16 protein-coding genes are annotated in these 22,714 nt (G+C 58.4%); 11 read left to right on the top strand and 5 right to left on the bottom strand.

The window, feature by feature from the left end:
• Positions 1-220 precede the first annotated feature (220 nt).
• The 5 genes from AC1D2P_RS21925 to AC1D2P_RS21905 all read left to right on the top strand — a co-directional run bounded on the left by AC1D2P_RS21925 (position 221) and on the right by AC1D2P_RS21905 (position 9,221).
• Positions 221-3,142, top strand: a complete 2,922-nt coding sequence (locus AC1D2P_RS21925; RefSeq protein ID WP_477758380.1) for an HD domain-containing phosphohydrolase — start codon at positions 221-223, stop codon at positions 3,140-3,142.
• A gap of 166 nt (positions 3,143-3,308) precedes the next feature.
• Entirely contained in the window at positions 3,309-4,703 is a 1,395-nt protein-coding gene (locus AC1D2P_RS21920) for a TackOD1 domain-containing metal-binding protein (RefSeq protein ID WP_223522618.1), read from the top strand.
• A gap of 7 nt (positions 4,704-4,710) precedes the next feature.
• Complete coding sequence (locus AC1D2P_RS21915) at positions 4,711-6,039, top strand: glycosyltransferase family 2 protein (protein WP_109788260.1); 1,329 nt, start codon at positions 4,711-4,713, stop codon at positions 6,037-6,039.
• Between the two features lie 184 nt (positions 6,040-6,223).
• Entirely contained in the window at positions 6,224-8,167 is a 1,944-nt protein-coding gene (locus AC1D2P_RS21910; protein WP_177412325.1) for a TolC family protein, read from the top strand.
• 7 nt (positions 8,168-8,174) lie between these two features.
• Positions 8,175-9,221 carry an HlyD family secretion protein gene (locus AC1D2P_RS21905; RefSeq protein WP_223522619.1) on the top strand — a complete coding sequence of 349 codons (1,047 nt, stop codon included), beginning with the start codon at positions 8,175-8,177 and terminating at the stop codon, positions 9,219-9,221.
• A gap of 39 nt (positions 9,222-9,260) precedes the next feature.
• Here AC1D2P_RS21905 and AC1D2P_RS21900 read toward each other — a convergent pair whose 3' ends face one another.
• Positions 9,261-10,853 carry a DHA2 family efflux MFS transporter permease subunit gene (locus AC1D2P_RS21900; protein WP_109787299.1) on the bottom strand — a complete coding sequence of 531 codons (1,593 nt, stop codon included), beginning with the start codon at positions 10,851-10,853 and terminating at the stop codon, positions 9,261-9,263.
• Positions 10,850-11,971 (bottom strand): HlyD family secretion protein, encoded by a 1,122-nt coding sequence (locus AC1D2P_RS21895; protein ID WP_109787298.1) that lies wholly within the window; start codon positions 11,969-11,971, stop codon positions 10,850-10,852. The genes AC1D2P_RS21900 and AC1D2P_RS21895 overlap by 4 nt, the downstream gene beginning before the upstream one ends.
• A gap of 337 nt (positions 11,972-12,308) precedes the next feature.
• Here AC1D2P_RS21895 and AC1D2P_RS21890 point away from each other — a divergent pair, with 337 nt between their 5' ends.
• The 3 genes from AC1D2P_RS21890 (at position 12,309) to AC1D2P_RS21880 (ending at position 14,731) form a co-directional block, all read left to right on the top strand.
• Entirely contained in the window at positions 12,309-12,659 is a 351-nt protein-coding gene (locus AC1D2P_RS21890) for a hypothetical protein (protein ID WP_046032654.1), read from the top strand.
• 95 nt (positions 12,660-12,754) lie between these two features.
• Positions 12,755-13,174 (top strand): PAS domain-containing protein, encoded by a 420-nt coding sequence (locus AC1D2P_RS21885; RefSeq protein ID WP_046032655.1) that lies wholly within the window; start codon positions 12,755-12,757, stop codon positions 13,172-13,174.
• A 6-nt stretch (positions 13,175-13,180) separates the two neighbouring features.
• The gene (locus AC1D2P_RS21880) at positions 13,181-14,731 is read left to right on the top strand and encodes a diflavin oxidoreductase (RefSeq protein WP_223522620.1); all 1,551 of its coding nucleotides are present in this window, start codon (positions 13,181-13,183) and stop codon (positions 14,729-14,731) included.
• 68 nt (positions 14,732-14,799) lie between these two features.
• On the opposite strand, the gene AC1D2P_RS21875 is transcribed toward AC1D2P_RS21880, so the two are convergent.
• Both AC1D2P_RS21875 and AC1D2P_RS21870 read right to left on the bottom strand, forming a co-directional pair.
• A complete protein-coding gene (locus AC1D2P_RS21875; RefSeq protein ID WP_046032657.1) occupies positions 14,800-15,981 on the bottom strand; it encodes an acetyl-CoA C-acyltransferase family protein in 1,182 nt (393 codons plus the stop codon).
• Positions 15,981-16,760: an enoyl-CoA hydratase-related protein gene (locus AC1D2P_RS21870; RefSeq protein WP_477758379.1), complete on the bottom strand. Its 780-nt coding sequence runs from the start codon at positions 16,758-16,760 to the stop codon at positions 15,981-15,983. The genes AC1D2P_RS21875 and AC1D2P_RS21870 overlap by 1 nt, the downstream gene beginning before the upstream one ends.
• Before the next feature lie 229 nt (positions 16,761-16,989).
• On the opposite strand from AC1D2P_RS21870, the gene AC1D2P_RS21865 reads away from it, so the two are divergent.
• The 3 genes from AC1D2P_RS21865 to AC1D2P_RS21855 are packed head-to-tail and all read left to right on the top strand — an operon-like array spanning position 16,990 to position 20,432.
• Positions 16,990-18,093 carry a polyamine ABC transporter substrate-binding protein gene (locus tag AC1D2P_RS21865; RefSeq protein WP_477758378.1) on the top strand — a complete coding sequence of 368 codons (1,104 nt, stop codon included), beginning with the start codon at positions 16,990-16,992 and terminating at the stop codon, positions 18,091-18,093.
• A gap of 30 nt (positions 18,094-18,123) precedes the next feature.
• Complete coding sequence (locus AC1D2P_RS21860) at positions 18,124-19,542, top strand: aminotransferase (protein ID WP_109787293.1); 1,419 nt, start codon at positions 18,124-18,126, stop codon at positions 19,540-19,542.
• Complete coding sequence (locus tag AC1D2P_RS21855; protein ID WP_223522625.1) at positions 19,539-20,432, top strand: helix-turn-helix transcriptional regulator; 894 nt, start codon at positions 19,539-19,541, stop codon at positions 20,430-20,432. The genes AC1D2P_RS21860 and AC1D2P_RS21855 overlap by 4 nt, the downstream gene beginning before the upstream one ends.
• Positions 20,433-20,554: 122 nt before the next feature.
• On the opposite strand, the gene paaZ is transcribed toward AC1D2P_RS21855, so the two are convergent.
• Positions 20,555-22,609, bottom strand: coding sequence for a phenylacetic acid degradation bifunctional protein PaaZ (gene paaZ, locus AC1D2P_RS21850; protein WP_477758377.1), 2,055 nt, complete (start codon positions 22,607-22,609; stop codon positions 20,555-20,557).
• Positions 22,610-22,714 lie beyond the last annotated feature (105 nt).

Here is a 22,714-nt window from a genome sequence, read left to right as displayed (position 1 = left end):
CGTCATGCCGGTATCACAGCGATTTCGCTCCCACTGCACATTCCTGAGATGACAACGAACTACGCGTAAACATCGACTACACCCCTTGGCACTTTAGTAGGCGGTCGGCAGTAGCTTTTTTGTTGGTTTGCTAGACTGACCGTGCGCAGGACTCAGGCCTGCCGCAGATAACCCAGCAGTTCTCTGGAGATTTCGTGCTGCACCCGTCGAGGGAAGGTAGATGCAAACGCACAGAAATTACCCGCTTCACATTCATCTCTGGGCGCTGTTCGGGGCCGTTGTGCTGGTGGTCGGAGCGCTGACGTGCGGCATCAACTTCATGATGACCAAGACAGCCCTGGAAGTCGCAGCATCCGAAGCAATGAATCAGATCAGCGATGATACGCGCGACAAAATAGAAGAGACTGTGACGCCGGCGCGGATCGCGGTTGAGCTGATCAGCCACAGCTCCCTGGCCGATGCAACCTCTCTCGATCAACGCCTGCAGCATCTGGCGCTGGTTCGTGATGCGTTGGGATTATCGCCACTATTGCTATCGCTCTACGTCGGTTATGCAGACGGTAGCGTCTTCGTTGTTACGCCGCTGCGCGACGATTCAACCCGCTTGACCTTTCACGCTCCGCCGCAAGCCAGCTACATCATTAACAGTGTCGAACGGGGCAGTGGTGCGCAGCAAGGCAAGCTCTACTTTCTCGATTCCAATCTCACGACACTCTCAGTCCAAGACGACATGGATTTTGCGTCCCACTTCGATCCCAGACAACGGTCGTGGTACACCAGGGCAATGGCCGCGGGCTCCCTCATTCGCACCGAAGCCTATACGTTCTTTATCGACCGAGTGGTCGGCGCAACGTTCGCTATCCCCACTGATAACCGCCGCGCAGTGGTGGGTGGCGATTTCCGACTGGACTCACTCGGGCAAATGCTCGCGCGCAAGGGGACCACCGCGCGTTCGGTGGCCGCTGTACTGGATGCCAGTGGCCAAGTCATCGCGATCGACAGGAAACTCCCTGAATCGGTATCGAGCACAGACTCCATCCGGACGGACCGACTCACGGTCGCCAGTGAGTATGGGGTTCCCATCCTGACGCTTCTTGCTAACGATATCGGGGCGTTGGGTAATACACCCCGCCGGCAAGAAGTGACAGCCGCGGGCGGCGAGATGTGGTACACGACCATCGAACGGTTGACGTCAGACGACGGCAAATCCCTCTTCCTGGTCTCCGCTATTCCAAAAGACGAGTTGCTCAAGGGCGCCAGGCAGCAGGCGTGGATAGGGATGGCGGCTACCGTCATTGTCATATTGCTTGCGATACCCTTGATCTGGTTTGCGGCGCGATACATCTCCCGGTCCTTGCAAGCTCTTGCGGATGGGGTCGAAGCCATACGCAGGTTCGATTTCCACCAGCCGGTTTCCGTCCCGTCGCGCATCAGTGAGGTGCATGATCTTGGCAACGCAACCGAGGAAATGCGGCAAACGATCCAGCGCTTCTTGTTGATAGCGCAAGCCGTGTCCGCGGAAACCCGGCTCGATCACCTTCTGCCTTTGCTTTTACGCAAAACCCTCAATGCAGCGGGTGGAAATGCAGGCGTTCTGTACCTGGTGGAAGGCAGCGCTTTGTCGGTCGCCGCAGCGTTTGATCGCGATGGCAAAGATGTAACGCAAGCTGTGGCGAACACTTCAATTGAGTTAGCACTGCCTGTGATCGGCTCCGCTGCCCGCGGAAACGCTCCACAAACGCGCCACTTCACGGTAGATGAGATCCGTGATGCGAACCTCGAAATGTTGACGTCGGCTCAGTCGTCTCACTTTGCAGCCATCCCGCTTGCCACCCGCCAGGACGAACTGTTGGGCGTTATTCTGATACTGCGCGACACCCCGCTTGAAACTGCGCAGCTAGCCTTTGTCAGTACACTGGCCGGCCTGTTCACAGGCTCACTTGAGATGCAGGGGCTGACGAAAGCTCAGCGTGATCTGTTCGACGCGTTCATTCGCCTTCTGGCTGGCGCCATCGATGCGAAAAGCCCGCACACCGGCGGCCACTGCGAGCGCGTGCCAGAAATGGTCAAGATGCTGGCCAAGGCAGCCTGCGATGCCACCGACGGTCCTTATGAATCGTTCGGGATGACGGACAAACAATGGGAAGCCCTGCACGTCGCCGCCTGGTTACACGACTGCGGCAAGGTGACGACCCCCGAGTACATTATCGACAAGGCGACAAAGCTGGAGACCCTCTACGACCGGATTCACGAAATCCGTATGCGTTTCGAAGTGCTAAAGCGCGATGCCGAGATAGCGTATCTGCGTTCGGTCGCCGCCGGCGAAGCTGACGAGGCCTCGCGCGCGCGACGTGACGCCGAGTTCAAGGCGCTTGACGACGACTTCGCGTTCGTCGCCACTTGCAATCAGGGCGGCGAGTTCATGGACGCCGCGCATAAAGCGAGATTGCTGCAAGTCGCTGGCCGTACGTGGCTGCGGACCCTGGACGACCGCATCGGCCTCTCGCAAGAAGAACAGGCACGCAAGGCACACCATCCGGCAGCGCCGCTACCTGCAGTGGAGCCACTGCTGGCCGATAAGCCCGAACACGTGATAGCGCGAACAGCGCATGACACGATCCCGGCGGACAATCCGTGGGGCTTCAAACGCGATACGCCCAAGGATTTGTACGATCGGGGCGAGCTGCACAACCTGCAGGTGGGAAGGGGAACTCTCTCGAACGAAGAACGCTTCAAGATCGAAGACCACATCGTGCAGACACAGATTATGCTGTCGCGCTTGCCGTTCCCCAAGGAACTACGTCAGGTACCGGAGATCGCCGGCAATCATCACGAGAAGATGGATGGCACCGGATATCCCCGGCAACTGCATCGGGACGAAATGAGCCCGCTTGCGAGAATGTTGGCTATTGCGGATGTCTTCGAGGCGCTTACGGCAGCAGACCGTCCATACAGACGGGCGAAGAGCCTTTCGGAGGCGGTCCACATCATGTCGATAGCCAGGGCGCAGCAGCATATCGATCCGGAACTGTTCGATCTTTTTCTGACATCCGGGGTGTACCGCCACTATGCCGAGCTCTATATGCAACCCGAGCAGATCGATGAAGTTGATATTGCACAGTACCTGGGGGCGAACGTATGAACATGCAGCAGGCCAACCGGCGCGGCGCTACAAATCCGGAATTAGCCACGCCTCTGAAATGATCATATGAGCCTCATTTTGAAATAGCCGATTGGCTGGCAGCAATGCTGCTATCTTTCAGTGGTGCAGGCTACGAGCTATTTGGCTGCCCTTCAGGGACTGCATCATGCCCACTTCATCTCCCCACATTGCTGTTCTTGGTAGTTTCACTTCGGGATTGGGTTCCATTGAACTGGAACGCTTTGCCGACCTGGACAGCCTCTTAGCCGTTCCCGCGTTTGATGTGTTGTTGCTTGACATGCCAGGTGCCTCGGCAGGGAAATTGCTTCGCAAGCTGCGCATAGATACTTCCTATCGATTCAGTTTGATTTACTGCTGCCGTGATTTGGATGGTTGGTGCGAAGCGCTGGGCGATGGTGCTCCCCCTGCAGATCTCCAGGAAGTCACACCCCTCTGGAACTTGTGGAAAGCACGGTTCAGTCTCTTTGATAGCGCAGGGGCGTCTGATCGATTTGAAAGCCGGGTGCTTTCGTGGTTGTGGTTTCGCTCCAGCGCAGAAGTGCACGCGCTGCGCGATCCAGAGGTGCCTCAGCATTATCGCTACCCATTGCTGGAGGTTTTGGCCGAGGACGAACAGGTCAATACCTTCGTCTGGCTGACACTGATGGCCGAGCAGGACTGGCTTGAAGAGGGGGTACTGGTCGATCGCGTCCGACTCTGTTCAAGCTGCGGTTCGGGCCGTTTGAACTATGTTGATGTATGCCCCGAATGTCAGGCCCTGGACATTTCCCGTCAGCCTTCACTGCACTGCTTTACCTGCGGCCATGTGGGTGCCCAAGAGAACTTTCTGAAAGACGGGATGTTACTTTGCCCTAACTGTCTGAACCGATTGCGACACATTGGCAGCGACTATGATCGACCGCTGGAGAATTACCGCTGCCGGTCATGTCAGGCTTTTTTCGTTGACGCCGATGTTCAAGCGCGCTGCCTGGATTGTGTCTTGGCGCACGCACCCGACAAGTTGCGGGTACGCGAAATCCGGCACTACCGCTTGACTGAAGCAGGACGTTTGCGCTGCCGCCAAGGCTTCAGCAATGAGCTGGGTGGGGTCAATCACTTTGGTCGACTCAACTTACTGGGCGGCAAGGATTTCTATGAGCTGCTCACGTGGCAAATTCAGATCGTACGCCGCTATAAACTGCCGGATTTTTCACTGATTGGTCTGCGCTTCGTCAACTTGACCGATACCCTGCTTCGACTTGGCGAGCACCGCGGGCATGCCTTCGTCGACAGTCTGGTCGATCGTTTGCAGGAAACCGTCAGGGAAACCGATCGTTGCTCTCGAAGCTCGGAAGAGTTTCTCTGGCTCATGCTCCCGAATACCGGGGCCGAGGGACTAGTGAGTGTCAAACGACGTTTGGAGCAGGTCGCCGAGTTGTTCTCGGGACCTGAAGTCAGCCAGATATCTCTTCGTGTCGTCAGCTTCACTGCGCCGCAGGATCTGCTTGAACAAGAGGACGGCGAATTGTTGCTGGCCCGTCTCGCCAGCGAACTGGCTTGAGGCTGCGATGTATCCACTCTTTGATCAGACTCAGGAAATTCTCAATCAACTGTCGGGCCCCGGCGGTTTGAGACGATTGTTTTATATGCTCTTTCCGTTTTTCCTGCTGCTTGAACTGCCGTTCAATACGCTGGTGTTGCTGGGCGTCTTGCGCTGGTTCGTGCGACGGCAATCCCACCGCCCACAACATAGCCTTTATCAACCGAAAGTGTCTTGCATCATCACCTGTTACAGCGAAGGGATGGACGTGCAGAAGACGCTGTTAAGCCTGTGCGAACAAACCTATCCCGGACACATCGAGATGATACCGGTGGTGGATGGCGCTACCTTGAACCAGCCTACACTGCATGCGGTACGGGACTTTCGGGTAGACCCTCTTTTGTATCCACGGCGGCATCTTCGTCCGATTGCCAAGTGGCAACGTGGTGGCCGAGTGTCTTCATTGAATGCCGGTCTGGCCCATTCCAGCGGTGAGATCGTGATGGCCCTGGATGGTGACACGTCGTTTGACAACAACATGGTCAGCGCCATTGTGCGGCATTTTGAGGACCCGGCTGTGCCGGCGGTGGCTGGCAGCTTGCGAGTCCGTAATGCCTGGAGTTCCATGATCGCAGCGATGCAAGCGCTGGAATATTTGCTTTCGATCCATATGTCGAAAATCGGTTTGGCCGAGTGGAATCTGGTCAATAACATTTCTGGTGCTTTCGGCGCGTTCCGTCGCAGTTTTCTTATAAAAATTGGTGGCTGGGATACTCACACAGCGGAAGACCTCGACATAACACTGCGCATCAAAAGTTATTTCGGGCGTCATGATTTAAGAATTCCATTTGAGCCTGAAGCCATCGGCCATACCGATGCACCAACGACGCTCAAGCAGTTTCTCATGCAGAGGCTACGCTGGGATGGTGACCTGTTTTTTCTGTACGTTCGCAAGCACAGCCACAGTATTAATCCGACGCTATTAGGTTGGCGGAGCTTTTTGATGATGCTCCTCAGTGGCTTCTTTTTTCAGTTGGTGCTGCCATTCATCATTTTTGGCTACACTTTGGTGGCATTGTTCATCCTGCCTGGCTCAACGCTGTTGATCTTGTCGTTTCTGGTCTATCTGCTGTATTTGACGATCACCGCAATATTGTTCGGGGCCTTGCTGTTAATAGTTTCCGATCGACCTCGGCAGGACCTGCGCTTAGGGTTGCTAGTGCCGATTTATCCGCTATTCATGTTGCTCATGCGCTGCTGGAGTGCAGTCGCCATGCTCAACGAGATGTTCCGTCGTGGCCATGAGGAAAGCGGCATGGCGCCATGGTGGGTCTTGAGAAAAGCCACAAGGTTTTAAGATGCGATCGGTACTTTTGGCTCTAACTTTATCGCTGTCATGTACTTCGTTGCTGGCTCAATCGCTGACACTTCAAGAATTGATAGATAAGCAACAATCAGATCCTCTGCTTCGTGCAGGCCAGGCTGACCTTCGAGCCCTCGACGCAGAAGCCAGGCTTCACCAGGACCGGGCGGGATGGCAAGTGTTCGCCGGTGCTGGCGCGGGGCGTTTTGAAGAGTTGGTCACCCCTGACGTTCGCGATGATTATTTCGGTCGAAATTTGAGTCTTGGTGTACGCCATCCTCTGTTGGGTAGCCTTAAGCGTCAGCTCGACCTACTGCAAGCTAATCAGTACGAACGCCAACGACAGCAATCGCGCGTTGCTTTGGAGGTTGCAAGCCAGCGTCTGGCTTTGCGTAGTGCTTACGCTGACTGGTGGCGTGTGCAACAGGAAGTCGCTTTTTGTGATGCGCTCATTCCAACGGCCAAGAAGGCTGATCAGGCGATTCGCCTGCGTATGGAAAAAGGTTTGTCACGCACTTCCGAAGGTCAGTTGCAGTTGGATGAGTGGGAAGGGCTTTCAACCCGATGCAAGGCGCTGACCAAAATCGAAGTAGACGTACGCGAAGATTTGGCTAGCATCAGCATGAGCGGGTTGCCAGCAGGCGCCCAAGCGGTAGCCGAGCCTCTCGCGCCACAACCACAACCATTGGTTCAATGGCAGGCGCTGTTGAATCAGCATCCAAGGGTCACGGAAAAACAAAGCCTTCGTGATTTGGCCGACAAAGAGCGAGAAAACCCCTGGTATTCGTCTATTGATTCCGATGTTGCTCTGGCCAGCACTCGGGAGTATCGCAGCGATTCGGATAAAGCGGGCAGCGGCTTGGTGGCCAGCCTCTATTTTTCTACGCCTTTCGACTTGGTCGGCAATACGCGGGCTCGCCAACAAGTTGCCGACGCACGCTACGAAGCGGCGAGCGACCGTGTCGAGGCCGAACAACGTGCGTTGGGTCTGGAGCTGAGCAAGGCATTGCGTGCCCAAAACACTGCGCAAGCGTCGATCACGCAGCGCAGCCAGCAATGGCATACCGCTGCGTTGGCTCTCGATGAGGAAAAGGCTCGGAGCACGCTGGACGCGAATGGAAACCTCACTGCCCTATTGACCGCCGAGCGCGTTTATTTCCAGTCAGGATTTGAATTGATTGCGGCGTGGCATGCCGCCTGGTTGCGTCAGGCCGAGTTGAATCTCTTCACCGAAGACAGCCCACAATTTGCTGCGTTGTTGGGTGATGAACGATTGGAGTGGTGGCCGATGATCAAGCCGCAACCCGCTGCGATTGCAGCTACCTCAACCTCTGCGGTGCGGCGTAAAAATGTTCCAGTCGAGCCAGAAAAATGGCTTCAGGCCACCTATGTCTGGAACAGCGAAGCGTTGCTGGATCCAGTGCGTCGTCAGGCGGAACTGCAAGCATTACGCAAAGCCGGGATGCAGAAAATCTATCTCGGCCTCAACGCCGTCCAGGTGGCCAATCTGTCGGCGACCCGCCAGCGGCTTGAGCAATTGCTCCAGGATGCTGCACGTAGCGGTCTGCAAGTGAGTCTGCTTCTCGGCGACCCAAGCTGGATTGAACCGCAGCACCGCAAGCAACTGACGGAATTATTGGGCAAGCTTGATGGATTACCGTTTACCAGCCTTCACCTGGATCTCGAAGTCGAACAGTTGGGCATGCCGGTCCCCGATCAACGCCTGAAAGACTGGCTCGACACGTTACGTGCGGCAACAGTGGCAAGCCAGTGGCCGGTAGCAATATCGAGCCACCCTCGCTGGTTCGTTGCGGCTCAGGCCGGGCACCCCTGTGTGCCTTGTGCTCTGCCAGCAATCGGGGTACGTCAAGTCAGCCTGATGATTTACACCCGTAACCCGCAACGCAGTGCGCAATTGGCAGGGGAGATAGCGCAACGTTGGCCTGATCTGCAATTTCGCCTGGCTCAGAGCACCGAACCGCAGTTGCCATCCACCGAAAGCTGGGCAGGCGCCTCCGCTGAACAATTACAACGCCAGGTAGCGAAGTGGCGTGACCAGCTACAACCTCAGGGCGTTGCCGGTATCGATTGGCAAGCCTGGCGAGACTTCCCCAAACGGTGAGAGGCTCATGAAGATTCGTTTCGATAGTCAAAAAGAGCACAACCCCACTGAGGAGCATGGCCTGAACGTGCTCTACGCTCCCGGTAAACGTATGGCATTTCGCCTGCGCTGGTACCTGATCCTGTTCCTGGTAGCCAGCCCATTACTCTGGCTTTTCGGCAAGCTGTTGTACGGCATCTTGGTGGTTGACGCGCCGGCGCAGTTGTTCTTGCCTATTCAGGAGGTGCGCGCACGAGATGCTGGTCGGGTCGAGCAGCTATTCGTCACGGTGGGTGATCACGTGCAAGCCGACCAACTGCTGGTCAACCTCGACAATCCGGAGTGGCGTGCCCGGCTGATGCAACTTGCCGCCATGCCCGTTGAAGCTACGCGGCTTGGCGATTCCGATTTGGGCATGAAAGTGCGTCAATTGCTCAGCGCCAAGGTGGGCAGGGCAGAGCAACGTGTTCAGCAGTTGGACAGTCTTGTTCGGCAAGGCGCTGCCACTCGAGGTGAAGTGCTGGCCGCACAGACCGAGCGCGATGGGTTTCGATCGGAGTTGTTGGCTTTCGAGCGTCGTGAGCAGTTAGCTCATCAATCGCCTCAAGGATTTGATCGGGAAGTGATCCAACAAAATACTGAACAGCAATGGCTGAAGACACGGCTGGCCGCCTTGTCAGTGACGGCGCCGCAGAGTGGTCGTATAGCAGAAGTGCTTGTTACCCAAGGTGAGAACGTCGGCCCGGGAACGTTGCTGATGCGTCTGGAACGTTTGGCCGACCCATTGCTCTGGATTTATCTGGAACCGCTTAACATCAACTACGCGCAGATAGGTCAGCCACTGAAAGTCCATATGCCGGACGGAGAATGGCTGGATGCTCACGTGGTGCGGGCCGCAGACAGTGCCGCTCGCACGCCGACGGTTCTGCGCGGACCATTCGCCGCGAACGAAATGGGATTGCAGGTTGCTGCCAGGTTTGATCAACCACTGCCGGCGCGCTGGAGAATCGATCAACTGCCGTTGAGTGTTCATTTTCCCTATGATTGGCTGCGGATGCTGGGGATCAACAAATAAGCAAGCCGTCGAAACGGGATGTATAGGCCCTGCGAATTCTCAATGAGCATCGGCACTCGGCGCGGCCGGTGGTTGCACCTTGCGCATCAAGGGCACCATCGCCGTGGCGATGATGAAGCAGACCATGATCATCARGAACGCGTCGCCATAGGTTTGGGTCTGGGCTTCGCGGTAGGTCAACAGCCATAGCTGATGCAGGCTGGCGGTGACGCCCGTGTCGCCGCTTTGGCCGAGGGCAGTGAAGTTGTTGCCGACCTGTGACAGCCACTGGTTGAGCGCTTCGTTGGTGCTGTTCAGGTGTTCCGCCAGCCTTGTGAAATGCAGGTTGGTGCGGTCGTTGAGGATGGTTGCGCAGGCGGCGATGCCGATGGCGCCTCCCAGGTTGCGCATCAGATTGAACAACCCCGACGCATGCTTGAGCCGTGCCGGCGCCAGACCACCCAGGGTCAACGTCACGGCCGGCGGCACCGCCAGTTGCTGGGCAATCCCGCGCAATGCTTGCGGCAGCATCAATTCCCTGGCCCCCCAGTCATGGGTGATCGGGCTGAAATCCCACATCGATAACGCGAACAACCCAAGGCCGGTCATCATGATCCAGCGCAGATCGACGCGGTTGGCCAGAAAGGCATACAGCGGAATCGCCATGATCTGGAACACCCCGGTGGAGAAAACCGCCAGGCCAATGTCCAGCGCGCTGTAGCCACGCACCCGTCCGAGAAACAGCGGCGTCAGGTAAATCGTGGCGAACAGGCCGATGCCGGTGACGAACGAAAAGAAGCAGCCGAGGGCGAAGTTGCGGTCTTTCAAGGCGCGCAGATCGACGATCGGGTTGGCCACGTGCAAGGTCCGGCCGATGAAAGCGAGGCCGGCGAGGCCGCTGATCCAAGCGGTGATAAGAATGGTGCTGTCGCTGAACCAGTTCCAGCGCGGGCCCTCTTCGAGGGTGTATTCCAGGCAGCCGAGAAACAGCGCCATAAACACCATGCTGAGGTAATCGGCGCCCTTGAGCAGCGACAGTTCCGGCTGGTCGATTTTCACCAGCATCGGCACTGCCACGGCAACGAAAATCCCCGGCACCAGGTTGATGTAGAACAGCCAGTGCCAGGACGAAATATCAGTAATCCAGCCGCCGATCACCGGCCCGAGGGTCGGCGCCAGCGAAGCCACGGCGCCAATGGTGGCGGCGGCAATGACGCGTTGTTTGCCGGTGAAGAAAAAGAACGCCGTGGTGAACACCAGCGGGATCATCGAACCGCCGAGAAAGCCTTGCAGGGCGCGGAAGGCGATCATGCTCTGGATGTTCCAGGCCACGCCGCACAACAGGCTGGCCAGGGTAAAACCTACCGCCGAAGCGCAGAACAGCCAGCGGGTGGAAAACACCCGTGACAGCCAGCCCGAAAGCGGGATCACAATAATCTCGGCGATCAGGTAACTGGTCTGTACCCACGCTGTTTCGTCGGTGCCGGCCGAGAGCCCGCCGCCGATGTCACGCAACGAGGCCGAAACGATCTGAATGTCCAGCAGCGCAATGAACATGCCGATACACATGCTGGCGAACGCAAACACCTTGGTCGCCGTCGCCATGTTGGCGGGATTGAACGGTGGCGCCGGGACAGCGAGGGCGCGGCTCATGGTGCGCTGGCCACGGCTGGGGTGTCAGCGCTTTTGCGGGTGTCGACTTCAGCGGTTACGGACAGGCCGGGGCGCAAGTGGCCGAGCACACCGTCGGCCGGATCGAGGACGATGCGCACCGGTACGCGCTGGACGATCTTGGTGAAGTTGCCCGTGGCGTTTTCCGGTGGCAGCACGCTGAACTGCGAACCGCTGGCCGGTGCGAGGCTGCCCAGATGACCGTGGAATTCCTGACCCGAGAGCACGTCGGCATGAATGATCACGCGTTGGCCCGGAATCATCCGCGCCAGTTGATCTTCCTTGAAGTTGGCGTCCACCCACAAGCCACTGGAAGGCACCACTGAGAGTAATTGCGAACCCGCCTGCGCATACGCGCCGACCCGCGCCCGGCGATTGCCGATCACACCATCCACCGGGGCTTTCAGTTCGGTGTAACCGACATTCAATTGCGCCAGGTCCCGTTCGGCCCGTGCCTGCATCAGTGCGGCGCGGGCTTGCTGTTTCTGGGTTTCGATCACGTTCAACTGGCGCTGCGCCGCCAGCAACTCGGCCTGGGCTCGCGAGCTGAGCGCCTGAGCGGTCTTGAAGGTGGCATCGGCCCGTTGCGCGCTTTCTACCGAGACGGCGTTGGTGCTCACCAGTTTTTTGTAGCGGGCATTGTCATCCCGCGAGCGCGCGGTTTCGGCACCAGCGGCTTCGATCCCGGCGCGGGCCTGGCCGATGACCGCGTACTGCAATTGTTCAGTGGCGTCGAGATTGGCCAGCAGGGCTTCTTCGGCGGCAACCGCGCCTTCGGCTTTGGCGAGATTAGCGCGATAGTCGCGGGAATCGAGGCGAATCAGCACATCGCCGGCCTTCACTGGCTGGTTGTCGGTGACCAGCACTTCTTCGATATACCCGGCCACTTTCGGGCCGATTACCGTGACGTCGCCGCCAATGTACGCATCGTCGGTTTCTTCGATGAAACGACCGGCCGTCCACCAGTGACTCGCATACAGACCGGCAAACACCAGGGCTGCAATAACCGCCGTCAGCAGGATCAACCGTTTGAGCAGGGGAGGCTTGGGTGTGCTCACCGGGACTGCAAGGTCGGATTCAAGGCTGGGCATGCTGGTCATGGGGTTTACCTGTAGGAAACGGGTGTTTATTACGCAGGTAATATGACGCATGTAATATTTGGTGGCAATTGATTTTTGCTGCCGGTCGTCAGGATGTTCGCCGACCGGGCATCCACCACCGCCAACCCATCCTGCGCGTCCCGATTACCTCCCCCTGTCAGTCAGTCCTGCAATATTGCTGGCTTTGTCATATTGACTATGTTGGTGTCATAAAGACTCATTTTGTACGGAGTCCTTATGACAACGTTGTTTTTTAACTTGCTGATTTATAAGTGTTAATAAGTTGGCATGCTTCATGAAGTGACGAGAGCAACGTAATCGAAACAAGGAAGATGTCATGCCTCGTTCAATCCCGCTCAGCTTCACATTGTGTTTGTTGATCTCACCCCTTTGCATGGCCGATCAGGTCGTGCGCGAAGTCCCTGATACCACCGCTGGCAAAGGTTTCGGTGCGCTCACTGGAATGATGGTCGGCGCGGTGGGCGGTCCTGCGGGCGCGCTGGTCGGCCTTGGGGCTGGATTCTTTGCCGGCAGCGCTGTGCAGCAAGCGTCCGGCCATACGGAAACCGCCTACGAAGTCAAAAACGCCCAAGGCGAAATCAGCACCGTGCGCTCGCCCAATGCGCGCTTCGAGGTGGGGCAGCAGGTCACGCGTAAAGGTCCGCGTCTGGTGGCTCAGGACAACTGAGTCGCCACTCCATAAAAAATAGAAATGCATACACCGTGGGCTGGCCCGATTTGAATTTGATGTACCAACTTTTGATCCTTTAAGGGGGCAACACAATGCAAGCCATCAACGCCAAAGTATTGGGCGCGCTGGAAAACGTCATGGTGATTTCCACCACCGACTTGCAAGGCAACATCACCTACGTCAACGACCTGTTCTGCAAACTGACCGGCTACAACAAGGAAGAACTGCTGGGCCAACCCCACAGCATCGTCCGCCATGCCTCCGTGCCAAAAAGCACCTACAAGCAGATGTGGGACACCATCAAAAAAGGTGAAATCTGGACCGGCGTTATCCCAAATGTCGGCAAGGGTGGCGGGCTCTACGTGGTCGACACCACGGTGCAACCGCTGTTCGACGAGCAGGGCAACATCGTTGAGTACATCAGCATTCGTCGTGTGATTAACGACTTGATGGGGGACTTCGAAGCACTGGAATTTTCCAAGGAGCAATTCGACGAACACTACGACAGGTAATCGGCCATGCCAGGGTTAATCGAACGCATCGTGATCGGTTATGGCTCTGAGTCCGGCAATGCACGCGGGTTGACGCAACGGTTGTTGCGTCTGCCCTGTGTGCAGCCGTATGCATTGGCCGTGCAGGATCTGAATGCACTTGAGCTTGAAACGCTGACCACTCGGGATCTGTTGATCGTTGTGTGCAGCTCGTTCGGCGACGGCGAACCGCCGGGCAACGCCGATCGTTTTCTGGATCAACTGATCCAGTGCGAACACCTCAGTAGTGTGCCTTACGCGATCTTTGGTCTGGGTGACACTGCTTACCCGACTTTTTGCGGTTTCACCAAAAGCCTGGACGCTGCACTGCTGCAAAAGGGCGCAGCGCCCTGGATCAATCGCGTGGACGCCGACACCGATTTCGAGGGCTTTTTCGAGACCTGGTGCGCCACCCTCGAAGCGGTCTTGAAGGGCGACCGCCGGGCCGGCACCACGTTGCAATTGCAAGTCACCGCCTACGGCGAAAACGCCGCGTGGCCAGCGCGGGTGATCTCCCGTACGCGGCTCAATGCGACGGCGCCTTATGCCTGGCAGGTGCGCCTCGATATCGAAGGCAGCGGCATCAAATACCGCGCAGGGGACAATCTTTATGTGCTGGCGCAAAACGATCCACAACTGCTGGCGCAGATCGGTCAATGGTTCGGTCGCGACGATGCCCATACGCTGCTGGCGACCAAGGAGCTGCGACAACTGGGCAAATCGCTGTTGCGCGACATGGCTCGGGTCAGTCAGCACGACACCTTGAAAACCTTGCTCAAAGTCAGCAACCGTAAAGAGCTCGAAGGTTATTTGTACGGCAAGGACTTGCTCGATGTGCTCAGCGACTTCTGTGAGCCAGGGCAAATGAGTCTGGAAGAGTTGGCCGAGTGGCTGCCGGATGTTTTGCCGCGTGCCTATTCCATTGCTTCTCACGACCAGCCGCACTACGTCGATCTGTGCATTCGGGAAATCGCCTATCAATTGGCCGACCGCCCGCGTATCGGCACCGCGACCGGCCATCTGGCGGGCAAGCTTGCCCAGGTTCAAGTGTTTGCCCGCAGCAACGTGCGTTTTCACCTGCCACGACAGGCCGATCATCCCGTCGTGTTGATTGGCACGGGGACTGGCATTGCACCGTTGATCGCATTGCTGGAGCAGATAGAGCAACAAAGCAGCCCTGCACAAACGTGCCTGATCTTCGGTGATCGACGCCGGGCATCGGACTTTCTCTACCAGCCGCGCCTCGAAAAATGGCAGGAAACGGGCGTGCTGGATCAGCTCATCACCGCGTTTTCACGAGACGCTGACCGTCGCTATTACGTGCAGGATGCCATGCTCGAACACGGTGCCTATCTTTGGGCCTTACTCAGTCAGGGCGCGCATGTGTATGTGTGCGGCAATAAAAGCCACCTGGAGCGAGCCATCGATGAGGCGCTGGTGAACATTGCCATGAGGTACGGCCATTTGGCCGAAGAAGACGCGCAGCAGTTTGTGGCCGACCTGTCGAGCTCGGACCGGGTACACAAAGAGCTGTATTGAGGGCGTGGGGTTTGAAATGAACAAAGGCCGGTGATCTACCCGATCACCGGCCTTCGTTGTTTTAGTGCTTAAACCCGCTCAAAAATCGCCGCAATCCCCTGGCCGCCACCGATGCACATGGTCACCAGCGCATAACGGCCGTTGGTGCGGTGCAGTTCGTGGATGGCTTTGGTGGCGATGATTGCGCCAGTCGCGCCGACCGGGTGGCCCAGGGAAATACCCGAACCGTTCGGGTTGACCTTAGCCGGGTCGAGGTCCAGTTCCTGGCTGACCGCACAAGCCTGGGCGGCGAAGGCGATGTTGGCTTCGATCACGTCCATGTCGGCGACGGTCAGGCCGGCACGCTTGAGCGCCAGGCGGGTGGCAGGCACCGGACCGAGGCCCATCAATTCCGGTTCAACACCGGCGTGGGCGTAGCTGACCAGACGGGCCAGCGGGCGCAGGTTGTTGCTCTGTACAGCGGCACCGGTGGCCATCACCAGCGCAGCGGCGCCGTCGTTCAGGCCAGAAGCGTTGCCGGCCGTCACCGAGCCGTCTTTCTTGAACGCTGGCTTCATGCCCGCCAGTTGTTCCAGCGTGGTAGCGCGAGGGTGTTCGTCGACGCTGAACAGCTTGGTTTCCTTGCGATCACGGATTTCCACGCCAACGATTTGTTCGCTGAAGTAGCCATTGGCGATGGCGAAGGCCGCGCGTTTCTGGTCTTCCAGGGCCAGGGCGTCTTGCATTTCACGGGTGATGCCGTTGCGCTCGGCGACGTTCTCGGCGGTGATACCCATGTGGATGCCGTGGAACGGGTCATGCAGGATGCCCAGCATGTAGTCGATGGCCTGGATGTTGCCCATGCGCGCACCCCAGCGGGCGGCTGGCATGATGTAAGGCCCGCGGCTCATGGATTCGGCGCCGGCACCGACGACGATGTCGGCATCGCCCAGCATCAGGGTTTGCGCGGCATTGATGATCGCTTGCAGGCCGGAACCGCACAGGCGGTTGACGTTGTAGGCCGGGGTTTCTTTCGGGATGCCGGCGTTCATGGCGGCAACGCGGGAGATGTAGGCGTCGCGGGTTTCGGTCGGGATCACGCTGCCCATCACCAGATGGCCGACTTGCGCCGGGTCTACGCCGGAGCGTTGCAGGGCGGCCTTGACGGCCGTGGTCGCTAGGTCGGCCAGCGGAACGTCTTTGAGCGAACCACCAAAGGTGCCAATGGCGGTACGTGCGGCGCTGACAACAAAAATATCCGGGGTGTTCATTACGGCTTTCCTCTTGGTGAATGCTTTTCTGTACTGCGATTGAGTAGGGCGGTCAACGCTGTTTGCGCTTCAGGCGAATTAACGCGCTCGATGAACAACAGGTTTTCCTGACGAATGGTGGCTTTGAGCTCAGGCAACGACGCCTGTTTGAGCAGTTGCCGGGTCTGGCGCATGGATTCTTGTGGCAATGCCAGCAGGCGCCGGGCCAGGAGTTGTGCAGCGGCGAGGCATTGTTGGCCGTCGTCGAACAGTTCGTTGGCTAGCCCACACGCGACCGCCGCAGCGCCGTCGAGGCTGTCGCCCCATAACAATAGACGCGCGGCGCGAGCGTGGCCGAGCAGGCGCGGCAACAATAGGCTGGCACCGAATTCCGGGCACAACCCCAGGTTTACAAACGGCGTGCGCAGCTTGGCGCTACGCGTGACCAGCACCTGATCGCAATGCATCAGCAACGTGGTGCCAATGCCGATGGCCGCGCCGCAAACAGCAGCGATCAGCGGCTTTTGCAGATGAATGACGACATTCATCAAGCGAAACGCCGGGCTGTCCAGATGCGTCGGCGGATGTTCGAGAAAGTCCGCCAGGTCATTGCCGCTGGTAAAGCACGTGGGGCCACCAGTGAGCACGATCACGCCGACGTCGTCGTCTTCATCCGCGGCCAGCAAGCGGTCGGCCAACTGCGTGTACAGGCTGTTGTTCAGTGCATTGAGCTTGTCGGGGCGGTCAAGGGTGAGCGTCAAAACGCCTTCGTTTCGATCGTGTTTGATCAGCTCGCTCATGAAATGCCCCCGCCTGTTTTGTCCGGCAGCCACTCTAAGCGCCCGGCCCGCGCGGGAGCTATGACAAAACGAGTCAACGAATCTGCTGCTTTTTGCCATGTTGCACCACGGCGCTGCCGGTCAAACGGTTCACACACCCATTCGGGGTATGGTGCCGTTTGCCCAATCGCTCAATAGTGGCGTCAACCGGTCATCCAGAACCGACTTCGCTTGATAAGGTGAATTTGCTATGCGCAAGGCCCTCATGGTGATTTCCAGTCTGTTGCTTGTTCCGCTGACATTGAATGCCCACGCCGACGACGTGAACGAGAGCAATACCCTGCGGCTTTATAATTGGGCCGATTACATTGGCGAAAAAACCATTGCCAATTTCGAGAAAGCCTCCGGCATCAAAGTGATCTACGACACGTTTGATGCCTATGAAACAGTGCAGGCGAAGTTGCTGACCGGGCACTCCGGTTACGATCTGGTGGTGTTGAATGCCTCCCTTGCGCCGCCCTTGATCAAGGCCAAAGTGTTCCAGCCGCTGGACAAGAAGTTGCTGCCGGGCTGGACCAACCTTGACCCGAAAGTCTTGCAGGACTTGCAGGGCTTTGATGCCGGAGCGGTGTACTCCGCGCCTTACACCTGGGGCAGCAACGGCATCACTTACAACGTCGACAAGATCAAGGAACGCATGCCGGATGCGCCAATCGGTTCGCTGGCGATGATTTTCGATCCGAAAATCGTCTCGCGCTTCGCCGACTGCGGCGTCACCCTGGTCGATGCGCCCACTGAAGTCATTCCCCTGGCCTTGAAGTACCTGGGACGCGATCCGCGAAGTGCGGCCCCGGAAGATCTGAAAGCCGCGCAAGAGTTGCTGTTGACGGTCAGGCCTTACATCAAGAAGTTCGATTCGGTGAACTACCTGACCAGCCTGCCCAATGGCGATGTCTGCATGGCCATGACCTGGTCTGGCGACTACGCGACGGCTATGGCCCGCGCCGAAGAAGCCAAGTTGAAGATCAAACTGGCCTATTTCATTCCCAAGGAAGGTTCGCTGATCTGGTTCGACAACATGTACATCCCCGCCGATGCCCCGCATGTCGCCAATGCCCACAAGTTCCTCGAGTACTTGATGCAGCCGCAGGTGATGGCCGACGTCACCGACTTCATTCATTACGCCAACAGTAACGCGGCGGCCACCCCGTTAGTGGATGCCGACGTGCGCAACAACCTGGCGATTTATCCCGATGAAGAAACCCGCCGGCGGTTGTTTCCGCAAAAGACTCAGGACGCGAAAGAGATGCGCGCCATTACCCGTGTCTGGAGCACGGTGAAGAGCGGGATTTGATCGTTTAACCCTTCGGTTTGAGGTTTTTGTATGGCTACTCCAACGTTGAAAGTACTGCCGACCGTGAATGACGCCCATTTGATCAAGGCCGATAAAGCCCATTACATGCACGGCTATCACATGTTCGACGAGCACGCCGAACAGGGGGCGCTGAACATTGTGGCCGGTGACGGTGCCTACATCTACGACGCTCAGGGCAACCGTTTTCTCGATGCGGTGGGTGGCATGTGGTGCACCAACATCGGCTTGGGCCGTGAGGAAATGGCCCTGGCGATTGCCGATCAGGTGCGGCAACTGGCGTATTCGAATCCGTTTTCCGACATGTCCAACAACGTCGCCATTCAGTTGTGCGAAAAACTCGCCAGCCTGGCGCCGGGCGATCTCGACCACGTGTTCCTGACCACTGGCGGCTCCACCGCTGTGGACACCGCGTACCGCCTGATTCAGTACTACCAGAACTGCCGTGGCAAACCGGAAAAAAAGCACGTCATCGCCCGTTTTAACGCGTATCACGGCTCCACCACGCTGACGATGTCGATCGGCAACAAGGCCGCCGACCGCGTGCCGGAGTTCGATTACGCCAACGACAAGATTCACCACGTGTCCAACCCCAACCCGTACCGCGCACCGGACGGCATGGACGAGGCGCAGTTTCTCGAATTTCTGATCAAGGAGTTCGAAGACAAAATTCTTTCCATCGGCGCGGACAAGGTGGCGGGCTTCTTTGCCGAGCCGATCATGGGTTCCGGCGGGGTGATCATTCCGCCCAAGGGTTACCTCAAGCGCATGTGGGAAGTCTGTCAGCGCTACGACATTCTGTTTGTGGCCGATGAAGTGGTGACCTCGTTCGGTCGCCTGGGCAAGTTCTTCGCGTCTTATGATCTGTTCGACGTGCAGCCCGACATCATCACCACGGCCAAGGGCCTGACCTCGGCCTACCTGCCGCTGGGCGCGTGCATTTTTTCCGACCGTATCTGGAAGGTTATCGCCGAGCCCGGCAAGGGCCGCTGCTTTACCCACGGTTTTACCTACAGCGGTCATCCGGTGTGCTGCACGGCGGCGCTGAAGAACATCGAAATCATCGAGCGCGAACAGTTGCTGGCGCATGTCGATGTGGTCGGCGCTTATCTGGAGGAACGGCTGGCGACGCTCAGCGACTTGCCGCTGGTGGGCGATGTGCGCTGCCAGAAGTTCATGGCGTGCGTGGAGTTCGTGGCCGACAAACGCACCAAGGCGTTGTTTGCCGACGAGGTGAATATTGGCGAAATGATTCACTCCCGTGCCCAGTCTCGCGGCTTGCTGGTGCGGCCGATCATGCACCTCAACGTCATGTCGCCGCCGCTGATCCTGACGTGCGCCCAGGTCGATGAAATCGTCGAGATCCTGCGGGTGTGCATTCTTGAAGTGGCGACCGAACTTGAGAAAAACGGCCAGTACTTCGGGCAATGAATTCGCTCAATCTGCGGTTACCCGGTGCCGGTTCTCCCGCTAGACTGCGGGGCATGAGCAAACCCAACGACGAAACGCTGATCGCATTGCCCTTCGGGGCGTTGCACAAATGGCACGGCGACATGCGCGAAGCATTCGCCCATGTCGACGAGCCTGATGCGCTGCAATACCTGGCGTCGGCGTTCGGGCACCTGGTGTCCATCGAGTCGGTGATGATCAGCCTCGAACACAAGGACCGGCCGCCGCAGTTGCTGTATCAGCGCGGCATCCCGGAGGAGTATCGGGAGTCGATCATCGACCGTTATTTTTCCGGTGGTTACCTGCTCGACCCGTTTTGCCTGGCGGTGGAGCAGGGCTTGGCCGAAGGGTTTTATCACCTGGAGGAAATAGCCCCGGACAACTTCTTCGACAGCGAGTACTACAAGACTTATTACGTGAAGGCCGGGTGTTCGGAGGACAGTTTTTACCTGATCGATACCGGCCATGACAGCCAGGTCTCGGTCAGCCTGTTTCAGGGTTTTGGTGGGGAAAGCCTGCGGGCGGAACAACTGAACCTGTTGCGGGCGGTCGAGCCGTTGGTTCGCGAGTTCATCAGCGAGTTCGGCCGTCGGGGCCTGGCGCGCAGCACGGTGATTGAAAGTGTGCGTGATGATCTGAAGCAGCGCGTGCAGTGCGCCTTCGAAAACTTTGGCTGCGAGGTGCTGACCGAACGCGAGCGGGAAGTGGCGCACATGGTGCTCAGGGGGCACTCGGTGAAATCCACCGCGAGCCAACTGAGCATTTCCCCGGAAACCGTGCGCATGCACCGCAAGAACCTGTACCTGAAACTGCAGGTCGGGTCGCAGTCGGAGTTGTTTGCACTGTTTATCGAGTGGTTGCGCCAGCACTGACCCCAAAATTGATCGTTCCCACGCTCTGCGTGGGAACGCCTCTTAGGACGCTCTGCGTCCACTGTGACGCGGAGCGTCACGGGCTGCATTCCCACGCAGAGCGTGGGAACGATCAGTGGAGATCAATCCTCGCGTTTAACGACCAGGGTCAGAATGTCGTAACTGGCCACCAGCTCTCCCAGCTGGTTAGTCACCTCAACATCCCACGCCACCACCCCTTGCGGAATGCCTTGCGGGCTCTTCTTGCCTTGATCGATTTTGCGTTTGCAAGTCAATCGCGCCTGAATCGTGTCGCCAATCCCCACCGGATTGATAAAGCGCAATGTATCCAGGCCGTAGTTGGCCAGTACCGGCCCCGGCGCTGGGGAAACGAAAAGCCCGGCCGCTGCCGACAGCACGAAGTAGCCGTGGGCGATGCGTTTGCCGAACTGCGATTCCTTGGCGGCGATGTCATCGAAGTGCATGTAGAAGTGATCGCCGGACAGGCAACCGAAGTTCACCAGATCGGCCTCGGTCACGGTGCGACGGTGGGTCAGCAGCGACTCACCAATCTGCAGATCCTGGAAGAACCGGCGGAATGGATGCACCTCGGTTTCGATGACCTGGGCGCCGCGTACGTATTCACCGGTGACGGCGGCCAGCATGGTCGGCGAGCCTTGTACCGCTGCGCGTTGCAGGTAGTGTTTCACCGCGCGCAGACCGCCGAGTTCCTCACCGCCACCGGCACGACCCGGGCCACCGTGCTTGAGTTGCGGCAGTGGCGAGCCGTGGCCGGTGGACTCGGCGGCGCAGTTGCGATCCAGCACCAGCAAGCGACCGTGCCACGCCGCTGCGACAGGGATGGCCTTGGCGGCGATCTGCGGATCCTTGGTGATCAGACTCGCCACCAGGCTGCCTTTGCCGCGAGCGGCCAGCGCCAGGGCTTCGTCGAGATCGTCGTACGCCATCAGGGTGCTGACCGGGCCGAACGCTTCGATATCGTGTGCGCCACCTTCGGCGTGCGGATCGCGAGCTTGCAGCAAGGTCGGGGCGAAGAACGCGCCCTGGCTGACGTTCTCGCCGCGCGGTTCGAAACCGTCACGGGCGCCGAACAGCATGTCGCTGCTCTGCAACAGGCTTTCCAGGCGCTCGGCCACGTCTTTCTGCTGATCGTGGGACGCCAGCGCACCCATGCGCACGCCTTCCACTGACGGGTCTCCGACCACGACTTTGGCCAGGCGATCACGCAAGCGGGTCGCGACCGCGTCAATGTGTTTGGCCGGCACGATGGCGCGGCGAATGGCGGTGCATTTCTGCCCGGCCTTGGTGGTCATCTCCCGGGCGACTTCCTTGATGAACAGCTCGAATTCTTCGTCGTCCGGGGTCACGTCCGGGGCGAGGATCGCGCAGTTCAGCGAGTCGGCTTCGGCATTGAACGGCACCGAGTTGCGGATCAGGTTCGGATTGACCCGAAGCTTGGCGGCGGTGTCGGCGGAACCGGTGAAGGTCACCACGTCCTGGCCCTGCAAGCGGTCGAGCAAGTCACCGGTACTGCCGATGATCAACTGCAAGCTGCCCGGTGGCAGCAAGCCGGATTCGTCCATCAGGCGCACCACGGCTTCGGTCAGGTAGCTGGTGGCGCTGGCCGGTTTGACGATGCACGGCATGCCGGCGAGAAAGCTCGGTGCAAACTTTTCCAACATGCCCCAGATCGGGAAGTTGAAGGCGTTGATGTGCACGGCCAGGCCACCGCGTGGCACCAGAATGTGCGTGCCGGTGAAGGTCCCGAGTTTGCTCAGCTGCATCGCCGGGCCTTCATGGACGATGTTGCCCGATGGCAATTCCCGCGAGCCCAGGCTGGCGTAGGTGAAGAGGGTGCTGTTGCCGCCTTCGATGTCGATCCAGCTGTCGGCACGGGTCGCGCCGCTGTGGTGGGAAATCGCGTACAGCTGTTCCTTGCGCTCGCTCAGGTACAAGGCCAGTGCCTTGAGACGTTGGGCGCGTTGCTGGAAGTCCAGCGCCATCAAGCCACTGATGCCTTGGCGGCGGCCGTGCTCGATGGCTTCGGCGAAATCCGGGCGCTCTTCGTGAGTGCGGGCGATTTCATGGCCGTCGATGGCGCTGCGCAGGATCTGTGCGCCTTGTTGACCGATCCAGCGACCGGCGATGAAACTCTGCAGGGTAGGGACGTGAGGCATCACGATTGCTCCGGGTTATCAAATTGTTGGTCGTGCACGATCCCGTAGCAGCTGTCGAGCCCCAGCGAGGCTGCGTTCGGCTGCGAAGCAGTCGTAAAACCTGAG

The organism is Pseudomonas sp. P1_F1_2, from assembly GCF_056405815.1.
This window is presented reverse-complemented; position numbering and strand designations above follow the sequence as displayed.

Excerpts from the sequence above, each read along its gene's own strand:
- AC1D2P_RS21925 (WP_477758380.1), top strand. The coding sequence starts at position 221 with ATGCAAACGCACAGAAATTACCCGCTTCACATTCATCTCTGGGCGCTG.
- AC1D2P_RS21920 (WP_223522618.1), top strand. The coding sequence starts at position 3,309 with ATGCCCACTTCATCTCCCCACATTGCTGTTCTTGGTAGTTTCACTTCG.
- AC1D2P_RS21915 (WP_109788260.1), top strand. The coding sequence starts at position 4,711 with ATGTATCCACTCTTTGATCAGACTCAGGAAATTCTCAATCAACTGTCG.
- AC1D2P_RS21905 (WP_223522619.1), top strand. The coding sequence starts at position 8,175 with ATGAAGATTCGTTTCGATAGTCAAAAAGAGCACAACCCCACTGAGGAG.
- AC1D2P_RS21895 (WP_109787298.1), bottom strand. The coding sequence starts at position 11,971 with ATGACCAGCATGCCCAGCCTTGAATCCGACCTTGCAGTCCCGGTGAGC.
- AC1D2P_RS21890 (WP_046032654.1), top strand. The coding sequence starts at position 12,309 with ATGCCTCGTTCAATCCCGCTCAGCTTCACATTGTGTTTGTTGATCTCA.
- AC1D2P_RS21885 (WP_046032655.1), top strand. The coding sequence starts at position 12,755 with ATGCAAGCCATCAACGCCAAAGTATTGGGCGCGCTGGAAAACGTCATG.
- AC1D2P_RS21880 (WP_223522620.1), top strand. The coding sequence starts at position 13,181 with ATGCCAGGGTTAATCGAACGCATCGTGATCGGTTATGGCTCTGAGTCC.
- AC1D2P_RS21875 (WP_046032657.1), bottom strand. The coding sequence starts at position 15,981 with ATGAACACCCCGGATATTTTTGTTGTCAGCGCCGCACGTACCGCCATT.
- AC1D2P_RS21870 (WP_477758379.1), bottom strand. The coding sequence starts at position 16,760 with ATGAGCGAGCTGATCAAACACGATCGAAACGAAGGCGTTTTGACGCTC.
- AC1D2P_RS21865 (WP_477758378.1), top strand. The coding sequence starts at position 16,990 with ATGCGCAAGGCCCTCATGGTGATTTCCAGTCTGTTGCTTGTTCCGCTG.
- AC1D2P_RS21860 (WP_109787293.1), top strand. The coding sequence starts at position 18,124 with ATGGCTACTCCAACGTTGAAAGTACTGCCGACCGTGAATGACGCCCAT.
- AC1D2P_RS21855 (WP_223522625.1), top strand. The coding sequence starts at position 19,539 with ATGAATTCGCTCAATCTGCGGTTACCCGGTGCCGGTTCTCCCGCTAGA.
- paaZ (WP_477758377.1), bottom strand. The coding sequence starts at position 22,609 with ATGCCTCACGTCCCTACCCTGCAGAGTTTCATCGCCGGTCGCTGGATC.